At 42.7% G+C, this 20,389-nt stretch carries 21 protein-coding genes; 19 read left to right on the forward strand and 2 right to left on the reverse strand.

Features of this window, described 5'->3' with window-relative positions:
* The 19 genes from A7P54_RS14300 to madM all read left to right on the forward strand — a co-directional run bounded on the left by A7P54_RS14300 (nucleotide 1) and on the right by madM (nucleotide 18,495).
* A complete protein-coding gene (locus tag A7P54_RS14300; RefSeq protein ID WP_171549984.1) occupies nucleotides 1-1,026 on the forward strand; it encodes a PilW family protein in 1,026 nt (341 codons plus the stop codon).
* Nucleotides 1,023-1,775, forward strand: a complete 753-nt coding sequence (locus A7P54_RS14305) for a PilX N-terminal domain-containing pilus assembly protein (RefSeq protein WP_171549985.1) — start codon at nucleotides 1,023-1,025, stop codon at nucleotides 1,773-1,775. The genes A7P54_RS14300 and A7P54_RS14305 overlap by 4 nt, the downstream gene beginning before the upstream one ends.
* A 12-nt stretch (nucleotides 1,776-1,787) precedes the next feature.
* Nucleotides 1,788-6,290: a pilus assembly protein PilY gene (locus tag A7P54_RS14310; RefSeq protein ID WP_171549986.1), complete on the forward strand. Its 4,503-nt coding sequence runs from the start codon at nucleotides 1,788-1,790 to the stop codon at nucleotides 6,288-6,290.
* A complete protein-coding gene (locus A7P54_RS14315) occupies nucleotides 6,274-6,849 on the forward strand; it encodes a type IV pilin protein (RefSeq protein WP_171549987.1) in 576 nt (191 codons plus the stop codon). Before A7P54_RS14310 ends, A7P54_RS14315 begins: the two co-directional genes overlap by 17 nt.
* A 163-nt stretch (nucleotides 6,850-7,012) precedes the next feature.
* Nucleotides 7,013-7,270 carry a 30S ribosomal protein S16 gene (gene rpsP / locus A7P54_RS14320; protein WP_004660208.1) on the forward strand — a complete coding sequence of 86 codons (258 nt, stop codon included), beginning with the start codon at nucleotides 7,013-7,015 and terminating at the stop codon, nucleotides 7,268-7,270.
* Nucleotides 7,271-7,286: 16 nt separating this feature from the next.
* Nucleotides 7,287-7,835 (forward strand): ribosome maturation factor RimM, encoded by a 549-nt coding sequence (gene rimM / locus A7P54_RS14325; RefSeq protein ID WP_004803983.1) that lies wholly within the window; start codon nucleotides 7,287-7,289, stop codon nucleotides 7,833-7,835.
* A 45-nt stretch (nucleotides 7,836-7,880) separates the two neighbouring features.
* Nucleotides 7,881-8,621, forward strand: a complete 741-nt coding sequence (gene trmD / locus A7P54_RS14330) for a tRNA (guanosine(37)-N1)-methyltransferase TrmD (RefSeq protein ID WP_171549988.1) — start codon at nucleotides 7,881-7,883, stop codon at nucleotides 8,619-8,621.
* Nucleotides 8,622-8,815: 194 nt separating this feature from the next.
* Nucleotides 8,816-9,187: a 50S ribosomal protein L19 gene (rplS, locus tag A7P54_RS14335; protein ID WP_004657502.1), complete on the forward strand. Its 372-nt coding sequence runs from the start codon at nucleotides 8,816-8,818 to the stop codon at nucleotides 9,185-9,187.
* A 137-nt stretch (nucleotides 9,188-9,324) separates the two neighbouring features.
* Nucleotides 9,325-10,218, forward strand: coding sequence for a tRNA pseudouridine(55) synthase TruB (gene truB / locus A7P54_RS14340; protein ID WP_171549989.1), 894 nt, complete (start codon nucleotides 9,325-9,327; stop codon nucleotides 10,216-10,218).
* Nucleotides 10,219-10,229: 11 nt separating this feature from the next.
* Nucleotides 10,230-11,003 carry a TSUP family transporter gene (locus A7P54_RS14345; protein ID WP_171549990.1) on the forward strand — a complete coding sequence of 258 codons (774 nt, stop codon included), beginning with the start codon at nucleotides 10,230-10,232 and terminating at the stop codon, nucleotides 11,001-11,003.
* 158 nt (nucleotides 11,004-11,161) lie between these two features.
* Nucleotides 11,162-12,841 carry a malonate decarboxylase subunit alpha gene (gene mdcA, locus A7P54_RS14350; RefSeq protein WP_005317802.1) on the forward strand — a complete coding sequence of 560 codons (1,680 nt, stop codon included), beginning with the start codon at nucleotides 11,162-11,164 and terminating at the stop codon, nucleotides 12,839-12,841.
* Complete coding sequence (locus A7P54_RS14355) at nucleotides 12,841-13,725, forward strand: triphosphoribosyl-dephospho-CoA synthase (RefSeq protein ID WP_005317805.1); 885 nt, start codon at nucleotides 12,841-12,843, stop codon at nucleotides 13,723-13,725. The genes mdcA and A7P54_RS14355 overlap by 1 nt, the downstream gene beginning before the upstream one ends.
* A gap of 2 nt (nucleotides 13,726-13,727) precedes the next feature.
* On the forward strand, nucleotides 13,728-14,027 hold the full coding sequence (locus tag A7P54_RS14360; RefSeq protein ID WP_005317810.1) for a malonate decarboxylase subunit delta: 300 nt from the start codon (nucleotides 13,728-13,730) through the stop codon (nucleotides 14,025-14,027).
* Nucleotides 14,020-14,871 carry a biotin-independent malonate decarboxylase subunit beta gene (locus tag A7P54_RS14365; protein WP_171549991.1) on the forward strand — a complete coding sequence of 284 codons (852 nt, stop codon included), beginning with the start codon at nucleotides 14,020-14,022 and terminating at the stop codon, nucleotides 14,869-14,871. The genes A7P54_RS14360 and A7P54_RS14365 overlap by 8 nt, the downstream gene beginning before the upstream one ends.
* Nucleotides 14,868-15,695: a biotin-independent malonate decarboxylase subunit gamma gene (gene mdcE / locus A7P54_RS14370; RefSeq protein WP_171549992.1), complete on the forward strand. Its 828-nt coding sequence runs from the start codon at nucleotides 14,868-14,870 to the stop codon at nucleotides 15,693-15,695. The genes A7P54_RS14365 and mdcE overlap by 4 nt, the downstream gene beginning before the upstream one ends.
* A complete protein-coding gene (locus tag A7P54_RS14375) occupies nucleotides 15,686-16,294 on the forward strand; it encodes a malonate decarboxylase holo-ACP synthase (protein ID WP_171549993.1) in 609 nt (202 codons plus the stop codon). Before mdcE ends, A7P54_RS14375 begins: the two co-directional genes overlap by 10 nt.
* A gap of 12 nt (nucleotides 16,295-16,306) precedes the next feature.
* Nucleotides 16,307-17,251, forward strand: coding sequence for a malonate decarboxylase subunit epsilon (gene mdcH / locus A7P54_RS14380; RefSeq protein ID WP_171549994.1), 945 nt, complete (start codon nucleotides 16,307-16,309; stop codon nucleotides 17,249-17,251).
* 41 nt (nucleotides 17,252-17,292) lie between these two features.
* Nucleotides 17,293-17,694: a malonate transporter subunit MadL gene (gene madL / locus A7P54_RS14385; protein ID WP_004657521.1), complete on the forward strand. Its 402-nt coding sequence runs from the start codon at nucleotides 17,293-17,295 to the stop codon at nucleotides 17,692-17,694.
* Nucleotides 17,695-17,733: 39 nt separating this feature from the next.
* Nucleotides 17,734-18,495, forward strand: a complete 762-nt coding sequence (gene madM, locus A7P54_RS14390) for a malonate transporter subunit MadM (RefSeq protein WP_101235384.1) — start codon at nucleotides 17,734-17,736, stop codon at nucleotides 18,493-18,495.
* Nucleotides 18,496-18,549: 54 nt separating this feature from the next.
* On the opposite strand, the gene A7P54_RS14395 is transcribed toward madM, so the two are convergent.
* Both A7P54_RS14395 and A7P54_RS14400 read right to left on the reverse strand, forming a co-directional pair.
* Nucleotides 18,550-19,467 (reverse strand): LysR family transcriptional regulator, encoded by a 918-nt coding sequence (locus tag A7P54_RS14395; RefSeq protein WP_171549995.1) that lies wholly within the window; start codon nucleotides 19,465-19,467, stop codon nucleotides 18,550-18,552.
* A 36-nt stretch (nucleotides 19,468-19,503) separates the two neighbouring features.
* Complete coding sequence (locus A7P54_RS14400; protein WP_171549996.1) at nucleotides 19,504-20,361, reverse strand: EamA family transporter; 858 nt, start codon at nucleotides 20,359-20,361, stop codon at nucleotides 19,504-19,506.
* Between the last annotated feature and the right edge of the window lie 28 nt (nucleotides 20,362-20,389).

Consider the following 20,389-nt stretch of genomic DNA (forward strand, 5'->3'; position numbering starts at 1 on the left):
ATGGAAATAGGCCTCTTAAATCTAAAACATAGCAAGGGTCAGGCAGGATTTACCCTGATCGAGCTGATGATTTCACTGACATTGGGTTTGCTGATTGTCGCTGCTGCGATTCAGCTTTTTATTACAGGGATCACCAGTTATAAGCTACAAAAAGCGATGGCACATATCCAAGACAACGCCAGTCTGGGTTTAAATTTCATTGTGGATGATATTCGTAAGGCCAATCTCAGTTCACCCATACCTGCGATTAATGATCAAACCAGTTATGCAGGAATTTTGCTCAGTTCAAATAATGTGGGTGAAAAAATTGACCTGAATTGTACGGATTGTTTCTCGAATAATCAGATTGCTAGTTTTGGTAATGCCAATGTGACTGGACTAACCAATGATCAATTGCTGATTCGTTATCAGGCACCTCAAGGTGGGATTGATTGCTCGGGACAGGATGTTGCAAGCGGAACTTTTGTGGTACAGCGTTATTATGTGGGTTCGACCTCAACGGATACACGTCAATCTTTACGTTGTCAGGCTGCACAATATACGCAAGCAGTACTTGATAGCAAAACCACAACAGACCGTTTGAAGCTCGCTTGGAGTACAAGTCAGGTAATTTTGCCGAATGTGGATCTTTTCCAAATTCGTTTGGGATATATGGATGGAGATCTCAACAGTGCGAACAGCATGTTGGCCTATACGGATGTTAAAAACTATATGGCCTTGACGGCCGCCAAAAAGAATGTAGATGGAGTAACACAGACGGTTCGTCCTTATGTCCATGCGATTCAAATTGGCGTTTTAGTTCGCTCTGATGATAAAACCGGCAATCAGTCAGTCATTAAACAAAGAAATAAAGAGCCATTCCAGATTCTTGGAACAAAAGTCAATCTCACGCCAGCTTCTCAGGATAACTATTTACGACAGGTCGTTGATCAAACGATTGCTTTAAGAAATGCGATGGGGTGGGTTTCAGAAGGCTGTGACAGTACTAAAAGCACAAGCTGTACAAATGGGGGGGCTGGCACATGAGATATGCTCAACGCGGTTCAACATTGATCGTTGTATTGATGATCGTACTCATGATCACGATTGTGGGGACATTGGCGATCCGTCAAAGTATCAGTTCACTCAAGTTGGTGAGTAATCATCAAATACAAACGCTATTGGCGCAAAATGCAGATGCTGCACTGATGTATTTTCAAGATCCAAATACGCAGCAGAATTTGGCTTCGGCCAATGGCGTTGTCGGGTTCTTTAAAAATGAAAATAACAAAAATGCGGAACTGGTGTTTTGTTTTTCAGGTTCAGAACCATTTGCATTAAGTAAAGCGGCTTACCGATTAAATAGTACGACTTTTGAGCCGATAGCAACCAATAGCGGTGCTTGTAAAGTTGATCCTAACAATGCCACGAATGATACAGCATCTCAGTCGAGTGGTCGTAAACAAGTGGTTACACAGGTTTATATTAAAAGAGAAATCGGATCTACAGTCCCTTTTGCAGATTTGTCCCGTGGGACAGAGGTGTTGGGTGCAAAAACTGAAAGTAATATTCGCTTACGTGTCTATGTTGTATCTGTCATGCAGGGCTTACTCACCTCTGATGCTCTGTTTACTGCAGATAACGATATTAAAAAGGGCTGTTTAACCAAAAGTATTGATAACAACGGCGCAAATGATGTTGCTACTTGCTTAAAACAAAATACAGAAAAACCGATATATAACATACAAGTCGCAGAATATCGTTTCTTGTCTGACTTTGAACCTTCGAGTTCATAAGGGAGAAAGGTCATGAATAATAATAAGATAAAAAAACAGTTTAAACATGAGCATCCACAAGAACACAGAACCAAAGCATTATTGTTGAGTTGTACGATCGCATCTAGCTTTTTGATTTTTTCATCTGTCGCAACTGCCAGTGATATTGAGATTTACCAACCAGCAGCAGGCAATAAAAAACGTCTCATGTTGATGGTTGATCAGTCTCGCAGTATGGGCGGTGCAGGTCTTTTGGACTTGGTGAAAGATTATCCCTTATGTATCGATCAAGGGGTTACCGATGTACTAGGCAAAAATGGTTTGAATTTGGGGATTAAAGTCGCAGGTCAAACCGATCTGATCAATGTAACTAAAGAGGCAACTGATTTAGTGAATCAGTTGATCTTGAAAGGGTTACTTGGTAATGGACAAGGCCAAGGAATACTAGATTCCATTGCAGAGATTAAAACAGAGCAGCCGAGTACGGCTTATCCATTCCCACGTCAGTCGTGTACGGTAGTTACTACGGATGCAACGGTTAAGTTACTGGATAACTTACTCAATGGTTTATTGGGGGTGAAAACTGGGTTATCTGCTGAACAATATATCCGTGAAACTTGTGATCCGCTGATTGATATTAGTTTGCTTAAATCGATTACCAATTCATCTACGGTAGGAATTTATCGCTGCTATGATAAAAATTCACGTGTCCGTATGGCGCTCACCGATGTCTTGAAAGGTAAAAAGGGGGAGGCTGGTCTGCCTGATATTGATCAAATTCCTGATAGCACCATGGTCGGGTTATCTATTTCACCTTATAACCAAACCGTGAATGATCGTGCTGGTGCAATTGTATTTGAACCCAAATTACTTAGTGATACTTATTTGTATAACGGGAAAACGAAAACGCATCGCCAGCATATGATTGACTATATCGCTAGCTCAAATATGGATTCAAAAGGTGAGTTCAATTTGCAAAGCTTACTCTCGATTGCACCGAAGCTAGTCACTGGTTTGTTGAATGATGTGGTTGCCACCCTAGGGAAAATTTTAAGTAACCCACTTGATGCGGTGAGTGAATTATTGAATTTGGAAAATACCAATAATGCCTTAAATGATGTACTGACCATGTTGGGACTTGGTGGTAATAATCCAATGGCAAGTACCTATGCTGAAACAGGCGCCTACTTGTTGGGGAATACCACCAAGGGGACAGGTGCAAGACAATATGCTAAACGTAATGCTTTATTAGGGTTATTTGGCGCACCATTATTATGGACTGATTATGAATGTAAGACTTGGAAAGCCGATGGTATGACTTGTGCTGATTGGAAATATGCTGGTCTGCTAAATACCAATGGCTATAAAAAAGTTGATGGGAATTTATTAAACTTGTTAGGTGTTTTGCAAGTGGGTAAGCAAGAAATTTTCTATGAATATCGTGCTGATGTAGATGCCAAATATAGTGGTTTTAGTGACAGCCAAAATAATAATAGTAGTATTAATCCACTGATTAAAAGTAATGGTAATTTTTATCAAGCACCATCAACCGCGCCGCAATGTGATGCCAATGGATTAATGGTGATTGCAGGTGGAGTACCAACCATTGCCCCGACTTTAACAGACTCTTTATTGCAACCTCAAGGTAGTCAATCTGATGCGACTAAAGTTGCGATGGAGCGCTTGATGGCGCGTTCCTTGGATAATAGTCAGGCTTTAAGTGTGCAATATAAAGATGGACGTTTGAATGATAATTGGGGATTTAGATGTAATTCAACAGAGCTAAAAGCCACGACTTTAGGAAATAATAAAAACTCAAATGATAATACTGATTTTGCAACGTGGCAGTGTATTGGTGCCTATGCTCGGGATATTCGGGCATTAAAAACTAATCCAATTAAAACCGCCGTGATTGGTTTGGATCGCTCATTTTTACAATTGCCAAGTTATATTGCAGGACAGGAAAATAGCACGGATACCAAAGGCTTAACCCAAATCTCAAGTACCAATGTGGCACAGGATCAACTGTTAACAGGTATTGTACCGAAAGCAGTGCGTGATTTACTGGGCGCCACGGGAGCACTTTTAGATGGTTTATTGCCGAATAGTTTGATCGGCAGTGGTTTAACCACAGGGATTACCAGTCTGTTAGACCGTTTATTACCAAGAAATCCAGAAGATATTAAAAATATGGCACGTTGGGGCGTGATCGGCGGTGGTGGTTGGTATAACGCTGCGAATAGCCAAAATATCGCGCAAAGTATCAAGGATTTTCATGATGATTTAGGGGTAACAGATGGCGACCCAATTGGTTTACAAACACTACCTGAAGATCCGCTTACACCGTATCGGATGAGTAATGAAGTCTATAAAAGTATGTTTGAGCCAACGGAAAAAGCCAGTTGGTTTGGGAACTTTAAAAAGTATTATGTAGAAACTGATAATTCGATTAATAAGCTCAAAGACGCATGGGATACCAGCTCAACAAGCTACGATGTACAAGACTGGAATAAGGGAGGGGTACTGGCCAAACTTAAAAATTTAAAAAATAAGACGGATAATTCAGATCCAACTAAACCCATTATTACAGAACGTAAAATACTAATTAATCGTGATTGCCAGCAAATCGAAAATACGACAACGTATCAATTCACTGAAGTGGGAGGTCTGAAAACGATTGATAAGAAATATCTAGATATTCAATGTGGTTCTGGAACAACAGCACAGACAGATACGAAAGGCTATTTGTTGATGAATTTGTTGGGCTATAACGTAGGCAATGCCGCAACAACTGCTGATCTGACTGAAGCAAATCGTACTAATTGGCAGGTGGGAATGAATCTGCACTCGACGCCGATTAAATTGACTCAGGAAGCCGTTTTTAATACAGACAATAGTGTGAAAGAACGCAAAGACTATATGTTGTTTGGCACCACTCAAGGTCTTTTACATGTGGTTGATGCTAAAACGGGTGAGGAAAGCTTTGCCTTTGTTCCGAATGAAATGCTGGAAAACACACAACAAAGTAAAGCATTTTTGGAAAAACCATCGGGCATAAAAGCCAATATGGCCTATGGGGTTGATGGTGCGTGGACGCTGTATAGTGAATATGTCTATGGCATGAAAGCTGTAAGTAGCGGTAGTACCAGTAGTGAGGTCATTGCAACGGTTGGTGAAATTAAAAAAGACAGTAAGGTTCTCGCGAAAGGAAAGCAAATAGCCTATGGCGGTTTACGTATGGGAGGGCGTAGTTATTATGCCTTGGATCTAAATGATATCACCCAGCCAAAACTCAAATTCCATATCGACCCAGATAATAACCGTATTATTAGTTTGCAATCGAATGGGACCTATAAAACTACAACTCATGCCGCATTAGCCTCCATGGGGCAAAGTTGGTCTAAACCGACGATCACCACCATTATGTATAAAGGTGCAGCAAAACGTGTGATGTTGGTGGGTGGCGGCTATGACATGGAGTATGAAAAGGCAGCACCTACGATTACGGGTGCGACCAAAGGGCGTATGGTGTATATGTTTGATGCCGATAATGGCGATTTAATTTGGTATGCAGGAGGAGATAGCCAAGCCACATCATGTAATCCAGATGATGCGAACTATGGATTGAAAATGAAAGATCTATATAGCGTTGTTAGCCGTATCAATGCAGTTGATCGCGATGGCGATGGTATGGCAGACCATCTATATTTTGGTGACCTTGGTGGCCAAGTATGGCGGATTGATCTAAGCAAAGAATTTGGTACAAAAGCTGGTAGTTGTGGTGCTTATAGTGTGCTGTTTAAAGATAGTACAAGCCGCTTCTATGAAGCACCAAATTTTAGCGTCTATGGCTATGAACAACCACTTGCAGTGGTGAGTATTGCATCGGGAAATCGTAGCCTTCCTTATAGTGATAAGACTTCAAGTAGTACGATTTATAATCTCTTTGATCAGGATGTCGTGCGTAAAAATTTCACCGCTACGGGGAATAGCACACCTAAACTTTTGCCAACTGATCTTAAAGCAATGCTGACTGAGAATGATTTGAAAGGGAAGAATCTAGTACAAGTCAAAGCGATGCTGCCAAATGGTTGGTATGCACAGGCCAATACCGTGGTTGGAAAAGAGCTTGATGCACAAGGTAATGAAGTGAGTCTTACCAATCAAACGGGGAGTAAGGTCTTAAGCGAAATGGTGGTGATGAATAAGAGCCTTTATGCCAGTGTTTATAATCCGAATACGACTATAGGCAATGGTTGTAAAATTCAGGCCAATGGTGCAACCACAGTTCAACGTTTCTGCTTACCATTTGGTGTCTGTGAACAAGACGTCAAAGACATCACTATGAGCTTTGGCGCAGGGCATGGGATTGTGGATTCGATGGTGGGTGCTGGAATTGGTTTAAGTGACAAAAATGGTCTGACACGTCAGTTACTGAATCCAAATGCAAAAGATAAAATTGGGAATAGTAAACTTCCAATGAATACTATGCGTCGTCAATTAGTGCCACTCACTTGGTATGAACGTAATGAATAAAATGCTGTTATGTCGATGTGTGGCTTCGGAAGTGGTAAGACCTCGTGTTTCTTACCACTTTCAGTCTACTAAACGTTCTTGTGTAGCGAGGAAACGTTGCACAGGCTTTACTCTAATTGAGCTGATGATTACGGTTGCAATCGTGGCAATTATTGCTGCGATTGCGGTTCCAAGTTATGACACTTATATCCGCCGTGTAGACTTATCTACAGCACAACAAGAAATGCTTAAAGTTGCAGAGCTTTTGGAAAAACATCGGGCACGCAATTTTAGTTATGATGGTTTTGTGCTGAAAGGAACCGCGACGAATCAAGGTGCTTACTATTCCGTACCGAGTGCAACCAACACCAGCTTGCTTCTACCTTTGACAGCAACGAGTGCTAACCAAAAATTCACGTTAACATTAACGGTCAATACTCAGGCGTGGTCATTAAAAGCCGTGAGCCAAAGTCCGAGGAATTATTCCTTGTTATTAACAAGCACAGGCCTTAAGTGTAAGACCAAAACGGCTGCAAATATCACGACATCAAGCTGTGGCAATGAGACTGAAGACTGGTAACTCAGCAGATTTTATAAATTAAATTCATAGCTGTGGATAACCCAAAATTTAATCTTTCTTTCAAAGCAAATATAACGTAGAATATCGCCCTCTATGAAAGGGGTTTGAAGTGTTGCCGATGGTCGGCGCAGGGATAATCCGTAAAAATTATAAGGTTGTTCTCATGGTTGTTATTCGTTTAGCGCGCGGTGGTGCAAAAAAACGTCCATTCTATCAAATCATTGTAACTGATAGCCGCAATGCACGTGATGGTCGTTTCATCGAGCGTATTGGTTTCTTTAACCCAACTGCACAAGGTAAAGCTGAAAAAGTTCGTTTAGATGCTGACCGTTTTGCTCACTGGGTTGCGCAAGGTGCTCAACCTTCAGATCGCGTTGCTTCTTTAGCTGCTCAAGCTAAAAAAGCTGCAACTACTGCATAATTGTAGTAGGTAGCCCATGACATCGACACAGAATGTGCCAGAAGATCGTATTCAGATTGGACAGTTACGTTCAGCTTATGGATTGAATGGGTGGCTCTGGGTTTACTCTAATACAGAACCTATGAGCAATATGTTTGACTACCTTCCTTGGTACATTGAAACCAAGGCAGGTTGGCAAACTATTGATGTAAAACGTTGGAAACCACATGGCAAAGGCTTGGTTGTTGCATTAAAGGACGTGAATGATCGTACTGGTGCAGAAAATCTGGTTGGCGCAAATATCTGGATTGCCAAATCTCAGCTTCCAAAAGCAGATGTAGACGAGTACTACTGGTCTGATCTTAAAGGTCTAACGGTGTTAGGTCTTGATGATGAAGAACAAGAAGTCAATCTCGGTCAAATCTACGAACTGTTTGAAACTGGTGCCAATGATGTCATGGTTGTCAAAGCGACGCCTGATAGCATTGATGCTGAAGAGCGAATGATTCCTTGGCATAAAGATGTGGTACAACGCGTTGATCTTGAAGCTGGTCGTATTTACGTCAATTGGGGCGTAGACTACTAATCCTTTCGGGGAAGGTAGCGCAGCAGGAAAATAGAGGAGTCTGCGGTGTTTTTTGCAGTCATCACGTTGTTTCCTGAAATGTTTGAAGCGATTACAGCGCACGGGATTAGCGGGCGTGCAGCAAAGCGTGACATCGTGCAAGTGACTTGCATTAACCCACGAGATTTTGCTGAGGGCAACTATAAACGAGTGGATGAACGTCCGTTCGGTGGTGGTCCGGGTATGGTGATGATGGCTGAGCCTTTGGCACAAGCAATTACCCATGCTAAACAACTTGCAATGCAAGCAGGCTGTGTCCATGCGCCAGTGGTGTATATGTCACCGCAAGGCAAAACCTTAAATGAACAGGCAGTACAACAATTCGTTGATTATGATGGTTTGATTGTATTGTGTGGGCGTTATGAAGGGGTCGATGAGCGTTTAATCCAGCATTATGTTGATCAAGAATGGTCAATTGGAGATTACGTATTATCGGGTGGTGAACTTCCTGCCATGGTATTGCTCGACAGTATTATTCGTCGATTGCCAAATGTCATGTCTGACGAGCAATCTGCGATACAAGATTCTTTTGTGGATGGTTTACTGGATTGTCCACAATATACCAAGCCTGACTGTTTCGAAGGGTTGGAAGTGCCTGAGGTACTTAAATCAGGACATCATGCCAATATTGAGAAATGGCGTTTTTTGCAGCGTTATCAACGTACTTTAGACCGTCGACCAGAATTGGTGGAAAAAGTAGAGTTGAGCAAACAGCAAATTAAATGGCTAAAAAATTCGAAAGGTTAAACTGGTATCAGTTTGTCTTCGCACCCAACGAGAAGCGTTGCTTCGAGTTTTACTTAAACTTAGTTTAAGTTAAAAATAGGCTCTTTAAGGCAATTTTGCTCTAAAGGGAAAGTTAAACGGGAGATATGCGCTTTAGCCTCTATTCCCAGCGGTGTCAGAGACCTCTTCTCTCCCGCACATATTGGAGATTCCACATGAGTGGTAAACATCCTTTAGTTCAAGCTGTTGAAAATGCACAGTTAAAATCAGACATCCCTGCTTTTGCACCGGGCGATACAGTTATCGTTCAAGTTAAAGTAAAAGAGGGTGACCGTGAGCGTCTTCAAGCATTTGAAGGTGTTGTAATCGCGAAGAAAAACCGTGGTTTAAACTCTGCTTTCACAGTTCGTAAAATCTCTAGCGGTGTTGGTGTTGAGCGTGTTTTCCAAACTCACTCTCCAATCGTTGCTAAAATCGAAGTGAAACGTCGTGGTGACGTTCGTCGTGCTAAACTTTACTACCTACGCGAGTTGTCTGGTAAAGCTGCACGTATTCGTGAAAAGTTACCAGCTCGTAAACAAGGTTAATTTTAACTTTGTTGTAAAGCAAGAAAATGCGCCTTTGGCGCATTTTTTTATGTCTGTTTGTGGCTAAAAGCCAATCCTTTTTTAAATCCTAGACCGAGTTTTGCTAAAATAGGTCTTTATGCTTTGATTTTTCTTTTATGAAAAAAAGTTCTTATCGTCATTTGAGCGGTGTTTTCCTATTAAATAAACCTTTAGGTTTAAGTTCTAATTCTGCATTACAAAAAGTGCGCCGTCTGTTCAATGCACAAAAAGCAGGGCATACAGGTGCGCTCGATCCATTGGCGACAGGTTTATTGCCGATCTGTTTAGGCGAAGCGACCAAGTTTTCACATTACTTACTGGACTCAACCAAACGTTATCAAACTACGGTCAAATTAGGGCAAACCACAGCGACAGGTGATGTTGAAGGCGAAATCCTTCAGCAGAGAGAAGTGCCGGCATTGAGCGAAGAACGAATTGAACAAATACTTGAGCAATTCCGTGGTGATATTCAGCAAGTGCCACCGATGTATTCGGCCTTGAAACGTGATGGTCGTCCACTCTATGAGCTGGCACGTAAAGGGATCGAAATTGAGCGTGAGGCACGCCCAGTCACCATTTATAACTTAAGCTTGCTTGGCTTTACTGAAGATAGTTTGACATTGGATGTGACTTGTTCAAAAGGCACTTATATCCGTGTATTAGGTGAAGATATCGGCGAGGCTTTGGGCTGTGGTGGCCATTTAACTAAATTGCATCGTACCCAGACAGGCCATTTTGAGATTAATCCAAGTTATACCATTGAATATCTCGAAAGCCTTACCCAAGAACAACGCGATGCCTTATTACTGCCAGTCTATGCACCTGTTGAGCATTTTCCTCGTGTGCAATTGCCTGAAGGCCGTGGAAAGTATTTTGGTAACGGTCAGGAAAGCAATATTGATCATGAAGCTGCAGCTGAAGTGTTGGTTTTTGATGGTGGACGTTGCCTAGGTTTGGCTGAAATCACCGATAAAAAACGTCTAGTACCAAAACGCTTGTTAAATTTATAAGAGTATCGTCAATGGAATGGGAACTGATTCTAACCTTAGTGTTCTTTGCTTTTTGTGCAGGAACCATTGATGCTGCCGTCGGTGGCGGCGGTTTGATTCAGATTCCTGCCCTGATGGGGGCTTTACCACAAACCGCACCTGCGACCTTGTTTGGCACCAATAAACTGGCCTCGATTTGTGGTACAGGTTCGGCGGCTTTTTCATTTGTGCGTCGGGTCAAATTGCAATGGTCACTACTCGGTGTGATTGCATTATTCGCCTTTATTAGCTCATTCATTGGCGCGGCCTGCGTATCATTGGTGCCAACCCATATCTTAAGACCGATTGTCTTGATCATGCTGATCGTGATTGCGATTTACACCTTTATGAAGAAGCAATTCGGGCAAGTGCACGTCGATCAAAAAATTACGCCCAAATTACTGGTGTTGGCTGCGATGGGTAGTCTAGCGATTGGTTTTTATGACGGTATTTTTGGTCCAGGGACTGGTAGTTTCTTTATTTTCTTTTTCATTCGCTTTTTACAGGTCGATTTTTTACATGCTTCAGCATTGTCAAAGATTGGCAACTTCATGACCAATCTGGCAGCACTCAGTTTCTTTATTCCGACAGGGCATGTGCTTTTTGCCTTGGGAATGATGATGGCGGTTGCCAATATTGCAGGCTCGTTATTGGGTGTACGTTTGGCTCTAAAATACGGCAGTGGCTTTATCCGTATTTTATTCTTGATATTGGTGAGTATTTTAATCTGTCGCTTGGGCTATCAGATTTTGATTGGAACATCGTAAATATTTTAATAAATAAAGATTTAAGTCCTGCGATTACAGCTATTACTGAATAATCATTAACTTCAAGTTAATAATCGATGCTGTAGGTTGATTGATCAAAATTCCATAAAGCGTTTTTATAGATTCAGAATAACACTATGATCTATAGGTAAGCACACATGGAAGGCTCAGTTCAGAATAAAGAACGGTTATGGACCAAACGGCGTCATACTAAACAGCTAAAGCTGGACATGGCAAACCAATATACCGATGGTGTGGTCATTCCAACTCAAGACATTATTAAAGTCTTGGAAACATTGATTACACCGGGCGATAAAGTTGTCCTCGAAGGCAATAATCAAAAACAGGCAGATTTCCTATCGCGCTCCTTAGCGCAAACCAATCCAGATGTTTTACATGATCTGCATATGATCATGCCGAGCGTAGGTCGTTCAGAACATCTTGACCTATTTGAGAAAGGCATTGCGCGAAAACTGGATTTTTCTTTTGCTGGCCCTCAGAGTTTGCGTATTAGCCAACTCATCGAAGATGGCTTATTGGAAGTTGGTGCGATTCATACCTATATCGAATTGTATTCACGTCTGGTGGTCGATCTTATTCCAAATGTGGTGCTCTCGGCAGGCTTTATGGCAGACCGTCAAGGCAATATTTACACAGGCCCAAGTACGGAAGATTCCCCAGCACTTATTGAACCTGCAGCTTTTAGCGATGGGATTGTGATTGTTCAGGTGAATGAGCTGGTCGATGATGTATCAGAGTTACCACGTGTCGATATTCCTGCTTCTTGGGTTGATTACGTTGTTGTGGCAGATCAGCCTTTTTATATCGAACCACTCTTTACCCGTGATCCAAAACATATCAAACCCGTTCATGTGCTCATGGCGATGATGGCGATTCGTGGGATTTATGAAAAGCATAATGTACAGTCTCTCAATCATGGTATTGGTTTTAATACAGCGGCAATTGAACTGATTTTGCCGACCTATGGTGAGTCTTTAGGTTTAAAAGGAAAAATTTGCCGAAACTGGACACTGAACCCTCATCCAACTTTAATTCCAGCGATTGAGACAGGTTGGGTTGAAAGCGTACATTGCTTTGGTACTGAACTTGGTATGGAAAAATATGTCGCTGCTCGGCCAGACATTTTCTTTACAGGCCGTGATGGGGCGTTACGCTCCAACCGCATGATGTGTCAGCTGGCAGGTCAATACGCAGTTGATTTATTTATTGGTGCAACATTGCAAGTCGATGGTATGGGACATTCTTCGACTGTCACTAAGGGGCGTTTGGCTGGCTTCGGTGGTGCACCAAACATGGGCCATGATCCTCGCGGCCGTCGCCACGATACCCCTGCATGGTTAGATATGCGATTGCAAGGTGCCAATGAAACAGAAACCTATTTGACACGTGGAAAAAAACTGGTTGTACAAATGGTCGAAACCTTCCAAGAAGGTGGAAAACCAACTTTTGTGGAACGCCTTGATGCGATTGATGTGGCTAAAACAGCAGGTCTACCTTTAGCACCGATCATGATTTATGGCGATGACGTCACGCATTTTCTGACCGAAGAAGGCATTGCTTATCTATATAAAGCAAGCAGCCAAGAAGAGCGCCAAGCCATGATTGCTGCGGTTGCAGGCGTGACCAGTATTGGTTTAACTCAGGACCCTAAAACAACAGCACGTTTAAGAAGCGAAGGTCTAGTGGTATTCCCAGAAGATTTAGGTATTCGCCGCACCGATGCAACACGTGAGCTGTTAGCTGCGAAAAATATTGCCGACTTGGTGACATGGTCCGATGGCTTATATCAACCCCCTGCAAAATTCAGGAGTTGGTAATGATGGCACAAGTTCAATATCAAACACTAAGCGATAGTCAGCTTCTGGCAGATATGGCGGTAGATGCTCTGATTGATGAAGTTAATCTGACCCCTAAACCCGCCTTGGTTGATCGCCGTGGTAGTGGTGCACATGATGACCTGACTTTGGAATTAATGGAGCGCTCTGCAAAAAGCTTACAGCCCATGTTCGAGGCAATGGCCCAAGCCGCAGCGCATCACGGAAAAGTTTGTTTAGCTCTGCGTGAAGACATTGGTGAAATTGGTCGCCAAGGTGAAAAAGTCATGATGTTGGCAACAGGTGGCGTCAATACACATCGCGGTGCAATTTGGGCCTTGGGTTTAATGGTGACGGCGGCAGCATTGGCACGTACCAATCAACAATATGTATCGGCTGTTGAGCTATGTCAGTTAGCAGGTCAGCTTGCCCAGCTTGAAGATCGTTTTATTCCTGAGCAGGCTTTAAGTCATGGTCAGCAGGTTCAGAAGAAATTAGGCATCTTAGGTGCCAAAGAACAGGCACAACAAGGTTTTCCAACGATTGTGAATTTTGGTTTAAAGCAGCTTTATCAAAGTCGCAGTAAACCTATGAAAGAAGCGTTCGCTCGTCTAGATGCCTTGCTTGCCATGATGACTGACCTGACCGATACCTGCGTGCTTTATCGCTCGGGAATATCGGGTTTAAAGCGTATGCAACAAGGGGCACAGCAAGTACTGGATTTGGGCGGAAGCTCAAGCTTGGAAGGCCGACGTGCTTTGCATCTTTTAGAGATTGATCTGCTTCGTATGAAAGCTTCTGCCGGCGGTGCCGCAGATTTGTTGGCAGCAACCTTGTTTATAGATCATGTTGAGCAGTCAACTTTAAAAAATAAAGAGGGATTTTGATGATGGAAGCTCTTCATTTTGAGTTTGTGGCGACAGAGCCACCTGTAAAAAAAGCGTTAGTAGGATGTGTGGGCTCGGGTGATTTAGAAATTTTGATGGAACCTGGCGAGAAAGGGAAAGCTTCTATTCATGTCGTCACTTCGGTAGATGGTAGTGCGGCACGTTGGCACAATCTATTTGAACGAATTTTTACTGCACAGACACCGCCAGCGGTCAAAATTGATATTCATGACTTTGGTGCAACCCCCGGCGTCGTTCGCTTACGTCTGGAACAAGCATTAGAGGAGATTATGCATGACTGATATCGAGAGCTTGTTAAATAAACAGGATTTTATTGAACTCAGCGCAAGGGAACGTGCCAAAGCATTGTTAGATGAGGGCACATTCCGAGAGTTGCTTGATCCATTTGCACGCGTCATGTCACCTTGGTTGATTCGGCAGAATATTGTCCCGCAAGCCGATGATGGCGTGGTGATTGCAAAAGGTTCTATTCAAGAACAGCCAGTGGTTTTAATTTCAATTGAAGGCTTATTCCAAGGTGGAAGCTTGGGTGAAGTTGGTGGTGCCAAAATTGCGGGCGCTTTAGAGCTTGCGGTTGAAGATAATCTTAAGGGTATTCCTACTGCTGCAATTTTACTGTTAGAGACGGGTGGCGTTCGTTTACAAGAGGCAAATCTGGGTTTGGCTGCAATTGCTGAAATTCAGGCCGCAATTGTGAATTTACGTCAGTATCAACCAGTGATTGCTGTGGTTGCTGGGAGTGTCGGGTGCTTTGGTGGTATGTCAATTGCTGCTGGATTATGCAGTTATATTGTGATGACGCAAGAAGGCAGATTGGGGCTGAATGGCCCACAAGTGATTGAGCAGGAAGCAGGCATACAAGAATATAACGCCAAAGATCGTCCATTTATTTGGAGTATTACAGGTGGTAATCAGCGCTTCGCCAGTGGTTTAGCCGATGTTTATGTGGATGATGACCGCAATAAAATCCGTCAACAAGTGATTGATTATTTGCAACAAGGTTTGCCTCATCAACATCGCAGTTCAAATTACGCATTTTATTTAGCGCAGCTACAACAAGTCGATACTGCCGAGCAAATTACTCCAGCAAAGGTTCAGGCTTTGTATCAAGGAGAGCAAGCATGAATATCGCCGTTGATACATTAAAAGCATCTACTCGAGGTGCAGATTGGTTTAAGGCTTTCACGCAGGGCTTTAAGGTAGTTGAAGGCTTTCCTGCTTCTGTTTTGGTTGCGGATGGTCAGATCGGTCAACAAGCACTACGGGTAATTGCTGTTGTTCCAGATAGTAATAATCTGTTCCCGCGTGCAAGACAAGGTGAAGTTGGATTGCTGGAGGGTTGGAGTTTGGCAAAAGCTGTTGATGACGTGATTCAGGCCGATGCAAATGCTGAAACGAAACGTGGCATTTTATGTCTGGTGGCTGTGCCTAGTCAGGCTTATGGACGTCGTGAAGAATTATTAGGCATTCATCAAGCTTTAGCGGGTGCAGTAGATAGCTATGCCAGAGCCAGATTAGCAGGACATCCTATTGTCAGTTTATTGGTTGGAAAGTCGATGTCGGGGGCTTTCTTGGCGCATGGTTACCAAGCCAATCGTATTATTGCCTTAAAAGATTCAGGTGTTATGGTGCATGCAATGGGCAAAGAATCTGCTGCACGCGTTACTTTGCGGTCGGTTGATGAGTTAGAGCAATTAGCATCAAGCATTCCTCCAATGGCTTATGACATCGAGAGTTATGCAACGCTTGGTTTGTTGTCTGAACTTTTATCGGTTGAGAATCCAGAGCAACCAACAGTGAATGATCTTTCATTGGCAAAGCTGGCTGTAGAACAAGCATTTAAAGAGATTCATGCTGAGCTGTCCAGAGGGCTGGGACAAAGACTTCATGGACAAAATCGTCAGATGTCTAAACAGGTCCGTGAATTATTGCGTGAGCAATGGTCATGAAACTTGAGCTGGAAGCCCATGATTTACTGTGGGGCATGACAGTCAGTTGTTTGGCTGATGATGCTCCGCTTTGGGTGAAAGAGGTTTTGCTACGAGGCGATCCTGTTGTCGTTCGACGGGCAATTACTTCTGTAGATCAGGTCGCGGTGGGTGTAAGAGGGCAATTTCGTCATCAACGATATGCAACGCAAATGCGACGATCTGCCATTATTAGACAGCTTAAACCCGAAGCACTGACCCAAGTAAATACCAGTCACTTTAAACACTTGGCAGAACGTTTACAGAGCATTTCCAACATCATGAAAAGTTTTTCAGGGTATTGGGGATATACAGGAAGTTTTGGTTTTGAACTGGCAACAGGCATTGAAACCGTCACCAAGCAAAGCGACATAGATTTGTTGATTCGAGCCGAACAGCCTTTTGCCAAAAAGCAGGCGATTGAGCTACTCGAAGATTTTCAGCAAGCAGGGCTGAATGTAGATATACAGCTTCAACTACCAAAAGGTGGTCTGGCGTTAAAAGAGTGGGCTGGGAATTGTGGAAAAGTTTTATTAAAGCGTCCTGATGGTGCTGTTTTAGTAGAAAACCCATGGAATTAGGGAGTAGATATCATGGCTTCGATTTGGGTGTATCCAGGACAGGGAGTGCAAAGAAGCAATATGCTGCACGACCTGCCACAAACGGCTCTGGTTAAAGAATACCTTGAGCGTGCATCGGATGCACTTAAAGAAGATGTCTTGTTGTTGGACAGCTCGGCTGCATTGCAATCGACACGTTCAGTACAGCTATGTTTACTGATTTCAGGTGTGGTGAGTTCAGCCCTATTAACTGCTGAAAACCTAAAGCCTGATTATGTCGCGGGTCTATCGATTGGTGCTTGGTCGGCAGCAGTTGCAGCAGGCGTTTTAGCCTATGAAGATGCTGTTCGTTTGGTTGCCTATCGCGGTGAACTTATGCAAAACGCTTATCCAACAGGATATGGCATGACCGCATTAATAGGTACAGATCGCACATCTGTTGAGAAGTGGGTGAAACAAGTTTATGAAATAACGCCACAGGTTTTTGTCGCCAATATTAATGCACATAACCAGATCGTTATTTCAGGTCACTTTGAAGCCATGAACCAAGTTGCAGTTTTGGCGAAGCAACAAGGCGTAGTGGCAAAAAAATTAGATGTATCGGTGCCATCGCACTGTGAATTATTAAGTCAGCAAGCTGAGCAGCTTGCAGCGTCTATGGAGGGAGTGACTTTAAAGCAGCCTAAAATACGTTATTTAAGTGGTACAACGGCGCGTACGCTTGGCAGGCCAGAACAGATTGGTGATGACTTGGCTTTTAATATGAGTCGCATTGTAGATTGGGAAAGCACTATTCAGGTGGCATGGGAAAGAGGTGTTAGATTACAGATTGAAGCTTTACCTGGCACAGTACTCACGACGCTTGCACGTCGTACCTTTAAAGAAGGAACCGTATTGTCATTGCAAGGAACGCGCATCGATAGCATTCAAATGGCAATGCAAAAACAACAGGGAAATCAGATTTCTATGGGAATATGATTTAAAAAACGTAAGTAATCCAAGGATACGAGGGATTTACAATGATTATATATGGAACAGCAATTTTAGCGATTTGTCATTTACTCGGTGATTATCTTGGCAATACCTTAGGTGTCCTTATTGGGGTAAAAGCCAATGTGGGTGGTGTGGCGATCTCGATGATTCTTTTGATTCTCGCTAAAGAATTATTAGCAAAAAAAGGTTATTTACCACAGGTGACACAGTTTGGAATCTTATATTGGTCTGGTATGTATATTCCAATTGTGGTGGCGATGTCAGCAGGACAAAATGTGGTTGCCGCGTTATCTGGCGGCATGTTGGGGCTGATCGTTTCTATTACTTCGTTGATTGGGACGGTACTGGTTATTCGCCATTTAAATCGATTAAGTGGTGATTATGAAACCTATGAATGGACAATAGAAGGCACTGAAAAGGCAGCATAAATAATCCTCACGATAATGAATAACAAAAGGACTTAAATAATGGACGAGTTAATTACGGTATTTACAAAAAATGCTTTGGTGACTGCACTTGCGGTCACAGGTTTGATGATGTTTGTATCGCATCTGCTGTCAAAATATTTAACCAAGGGAAAACTGCAAAGCTCGGCAATTGCAATTACTTTAGGGCTTGTGGTGGCGTATTTTGCAGGCGTCTATACACAAGGCACAAAAGGGATTTCTGATATTGCTATTTTCTCTGGCTTTGCGCTATTGGGTGGTGCAATGATCCGTGATCTGGCAATTGCATCTACTGCATTTGAAGTGGATGTCAAAGAAGTCAAAAAAGCAGGAAAAATTGGCCTGATTGCACTCACTCTTGGCTGTATTGTTCCTTTTGTCATTGGTGCAATGGTTGCATGGGTTATGGGATATCGAGATCCGATTTCCATGACCACGATTGGAGCGGGTGCTATGACTTATATTGTGGGCCCAATTACAGGAACAGCCATTGGTGCAAGTTCCGATGTGATCGCGCTTTCGATTGCAATTGGACTGATCAAATCGGTATTCTTTATGGTCGGCACACCACTGCTTGCAAAATTCATGTATCTAAAAAGTCCACGTTCAGCCATGGTCTTTGGTGGGTTGGCTGGTACAACCAGTGGCACAGCCGCAGGATTGGCAGGTACAGATGTCCGATTAGTTCCTTATGGTGCATTGGTGGCAACCTTTTATACAGGTCTAGGCTGTTTACTTGGCCCGTCTGTCTTTTTTCTCACGGTAAATGCAATTTTCGGATAACTAATCAAGCATGAATATTTGCAACTTATTCATTTGTTATAAGTTGCTTATCATTCATTTCTGCACATGAGAAGCAAACATACGGCACTCTGCAATTAATGCCAGTAAATTGGGGTCACGTTCCTTACTTTTTAGAAATACCAACCCAATGTCCTGTTGCAGATGGTATTGCTGTTTTAAAGGAATGAGCTTAACTGAGCTTTCATATACCGCAGAAATACGACCGGGCAAAAGTGCAAAACCAACACCTGAGCTAACCATACTGATTAAAGTAAAAATATCATTGAGCTGTAAGGCGACTTTAGGTGAAAAACCAGCTTTTTTAAAAATGAAATCACTGTCATTATGGGTGGCAAAGCCCTGAGTTAAAGTCAAAAAGGTCTCTTCTTTGAGTAGACTAAGATCAATCTCCTCAAAATTAACATATTTAGAGTCTTTATTTACCGCTAAAAAAATATCATCACAGAACATGGGCAAAATTTCAAAGTCATCATCTTGTGTTGTTTCATTAAGTGCCACAATAATTGCATCAAGTTCCGTCGTTTTAAGCTTTTTAACCAGATCCTGATTGGAGCTAAGAAGTAATTGAATATCGAGTTCACTACGTCTTAATTTGAGTCCGCTAATCACATTGGGAATCGTTTTTACAGTTAAAGAGTAAAGAGAGCCTAAATGTAGAACTTTTGCTGCAAAGCCCGCAGCTTCTCTGGTTTTATTCACCGTAATAAAAATGTCCTGTACGATTTTTTGCGCACGTTCTTCGAATACATAAGCGCTTTTTAACGGAATTAAATTACGACCTTCATTCTTAAAAAGAGGGCAACGTAAGGCACTTTCCAAGGAGTGTAAGGCTTTATGAACACTGACATTGCTGAGCTGCATTTCAGTTGCTGTTTTGGAAAGATTTCCACAGCGCATAAAAGCCAGAAAGATTTGTATTTTCTTAAGGGTGAGTTCTTCATCAATTTCCATATCAATCTCCCATTACTAACGACTTTCCTTAAAAAATTATGCTTTCCCTCCACGTAAGGTAACACCAATCGAAGCCACCATAATACAGGCCAAAGCCACCCACTGAATTAAGCTAATTCGCTCATGTAGCAGTACCAGACCTGCTAAGGCTGCTAATGCAGGCGCAAGGCTGGAAAGCGTCCCATAACTGAGCTTGGTTAGGCGTTTGAGCGCCATTAAATCCAAAGCATAAGGAATCGCAGTTGCGAGTAGGGCAATGACCAGTGCTTTACCCCAATATTGAGTATCTAGTAGCACCGGTGCGTTATTCCAAAGACCGAAAGGTAGCATGGCGAGTGCAGATAGGCCAATGGCAATGGTCAAGGCATGCATACCGATATTCTGCTGCACCACGCGATGCCCATAATAAATATACAAGGCCCAAAAGAATCCTGCACCCAACGCACAGGCTGCACCGATATAGGAAAAATGCTGCGCATTGGCACTATGCCAAGGCACCATTAAGGCAATGCCTAAAATCGCAAATGCCACCCAAATATAATCACTACGCTGTTTAATCGAGAGTAACGCCAAACCCAAAGGGCCAATAAACTCTAAGCCCACAGCAATCCCTTGAGGTAACTTACCCAAAGAGGTATAGAACAGAATATTCATACAACCCAAGGCTGCGCTATAACAGAGTAAATCTCGCCATTTTAGCTCCTTCAATTTGGAAATGATTTTCCATGAACGGAACATGATCGCGACTAGAATGGTCGCAAAGCACAGTCTTAAAATTGTTACTGTCAGTGGATCAAGCGTAGCGATTAATTGCTTGGCAAAGGATGCGCTGATTTGGTAGGACAGCATGGACAAAACCATGTACAGCACGGCAACTAATTGGAGATTTTTCATTTAAGATCTCCAAGATAAGCGAGAGTGT

It is taken from the genome of Acinetobacter sp. Ac_3412 (assembly GCF_013072675.1).
In the GTDB taxonomy this organism is placed as follows: domain Bacteria; phylum Pseudomonadota; class Gammaproteobacteria; order Pseudomonadales; family Moraxellaceae; genus Acinetobacter; species Acinetobacter higginsii.

What these genes read in the sequence shown, in the direction of transcription:
- A7P54_RS14360 (WP_005317810.1), top strand. Translation starts at nt 13,728, where the DNA reads ATGGAAGCTCTTCATTTTGAGTTTGTGGCGACAGAGCCACCTGTAAAA.
- A7P54_RS14400 (WP_171549996.1), bottom strand. Translation starts at nt 20,361, where the DNA reads ATGAAAAATCTCCAATTAGTTGCCGTGCTGTACATGGTTTTGTCCATG.
- A7P54_RS14395 (WP_171549995.1), bottom strand. Translation starts at nt 19,467, where the DNA reads ATGGAAATTGATGAAGAACTCACCCTTAAGAAAATACAAATCTTTCTG.
- A7P54_RS14305 (WP_171549985.1), top strand. Translation starts at nt 1,023, where the DNA reads ATGAGATATGCTCAACGCGGTTCAACATTGATCGTTGTATTGATGATC.
- A7P54_RS14375 (WP_171549993.1), top strand. Translation starts at nt 15,686, where the DNA reads ATGGTCATGAAACTTGAGCTGGAAGCCCATGATTTACTGTGGGGCATG.
- mdcA (WP_005317802.1), top strand. Translation starts at nt 11,162, where the DNA reads ATGGAAGGCTCAGTTCAGAATAAAGAACGGTTATGGACCAAACGGCGT.
- rpsP (WP_004660208.1), top strand. Translation starts at nt 7,013, where the DNA reads ATGGTTGTTATTCGTTTAGCGCGCGGTGGTGCAAAAAAACGTCCATTC.
- mdcE (WP_171549992.1), top strand. Translation starts at nt 14,868, where the DNA reads ATGAATATCGCCGTTGATACATTAAAAGCATCTACTCGAGGTGCAGAT.
- rimM (WP_004803983.1), top strand. Translation starts at nt 7,287, where the DNA reads ATGACATCGACACAGAATGTGCCAGAAGATCGTATTCAGATTGGACAG.
- A7P54_RS14315 (WP_171549987.1), top strand. Translation starts at nt 6,274, where the DNA reads ATGAACGTAATGAATAAAATGCTGTTATGTCGATGTGTGGCTTCGGAA.
- truB (WP_171549989.1), top strand. Translation starts at nt 9,325, where the DNA reads ATGAAAAAAAGTTCTTATCGTCATTTGAGCGGTGTTTTCCTATTAAAT.
- A7P54_RS14300 (WP_171549984.1), top strand. Translation starts at nt 1, where the DNA reads ATGGAAATAGGCCTCTTAAATCTAAAACATAGCAAGGGTCAGGCAGGA.
- madM (WP_101235384.1), top strand. Translation starts at nt 17,734, where the DNA reads ATGGACGAGTTAATTACGGTATTTACAAAAAATGCTTTGGTGACTGCA.
- madL (WP_004657521.1), top strand. Translation starts at nt 17,293, where the DNA reads ATGATTATATATGGAACAGCAATTTTAGCGATTTGTCATTTACTCGGT.
- rplS (WP_004657502.1), top strand. Translation starts at nt 8,816, where the DNA reads ATGAGTGGTAAACATCCTTTAGTTCAAGCTGTTGAAAATGCACAGTTA.
- A7P54_RS14310 (WP_171549986.1), top strand. Translation starts at nt 1,788, where the DNA reads ATGAATAATAATAAGATAAAAAAACAGTTTAAACATGAGCATCCACAA.
- A7P54_RS14365 (WP_171549991.1), top strand. Translation starts at nt 14,020, where the DNA reads ATGACTGATATCGAGAGCTTGTTAAATAAACAGGATTTTATTGAACTC.
- A7P54_RS14355 (WP_005317805.1), top strand. Translation starts at nt 12,841, where the DNA reads ATGATGGCACAAGTTCAATATCAAACACTAAGCGATAGTCAGCTTCTG.
- A7P54_RS14345 (WP_171549990.1), top strand. Translation starts at nt 10,230, where the DNA reads ATGGAATGGGAACTGATTCTAACCTTAGTGTTCTTTGCTTTTTGTGCA.
- mdcH (WP_171549994.1), top strand. Translation starts at nt 16,307, where the DNA reads ATGGCTTCGATTTGGGTGTATCCAGGACAGGGAGTGCAAAGAAGCAAT.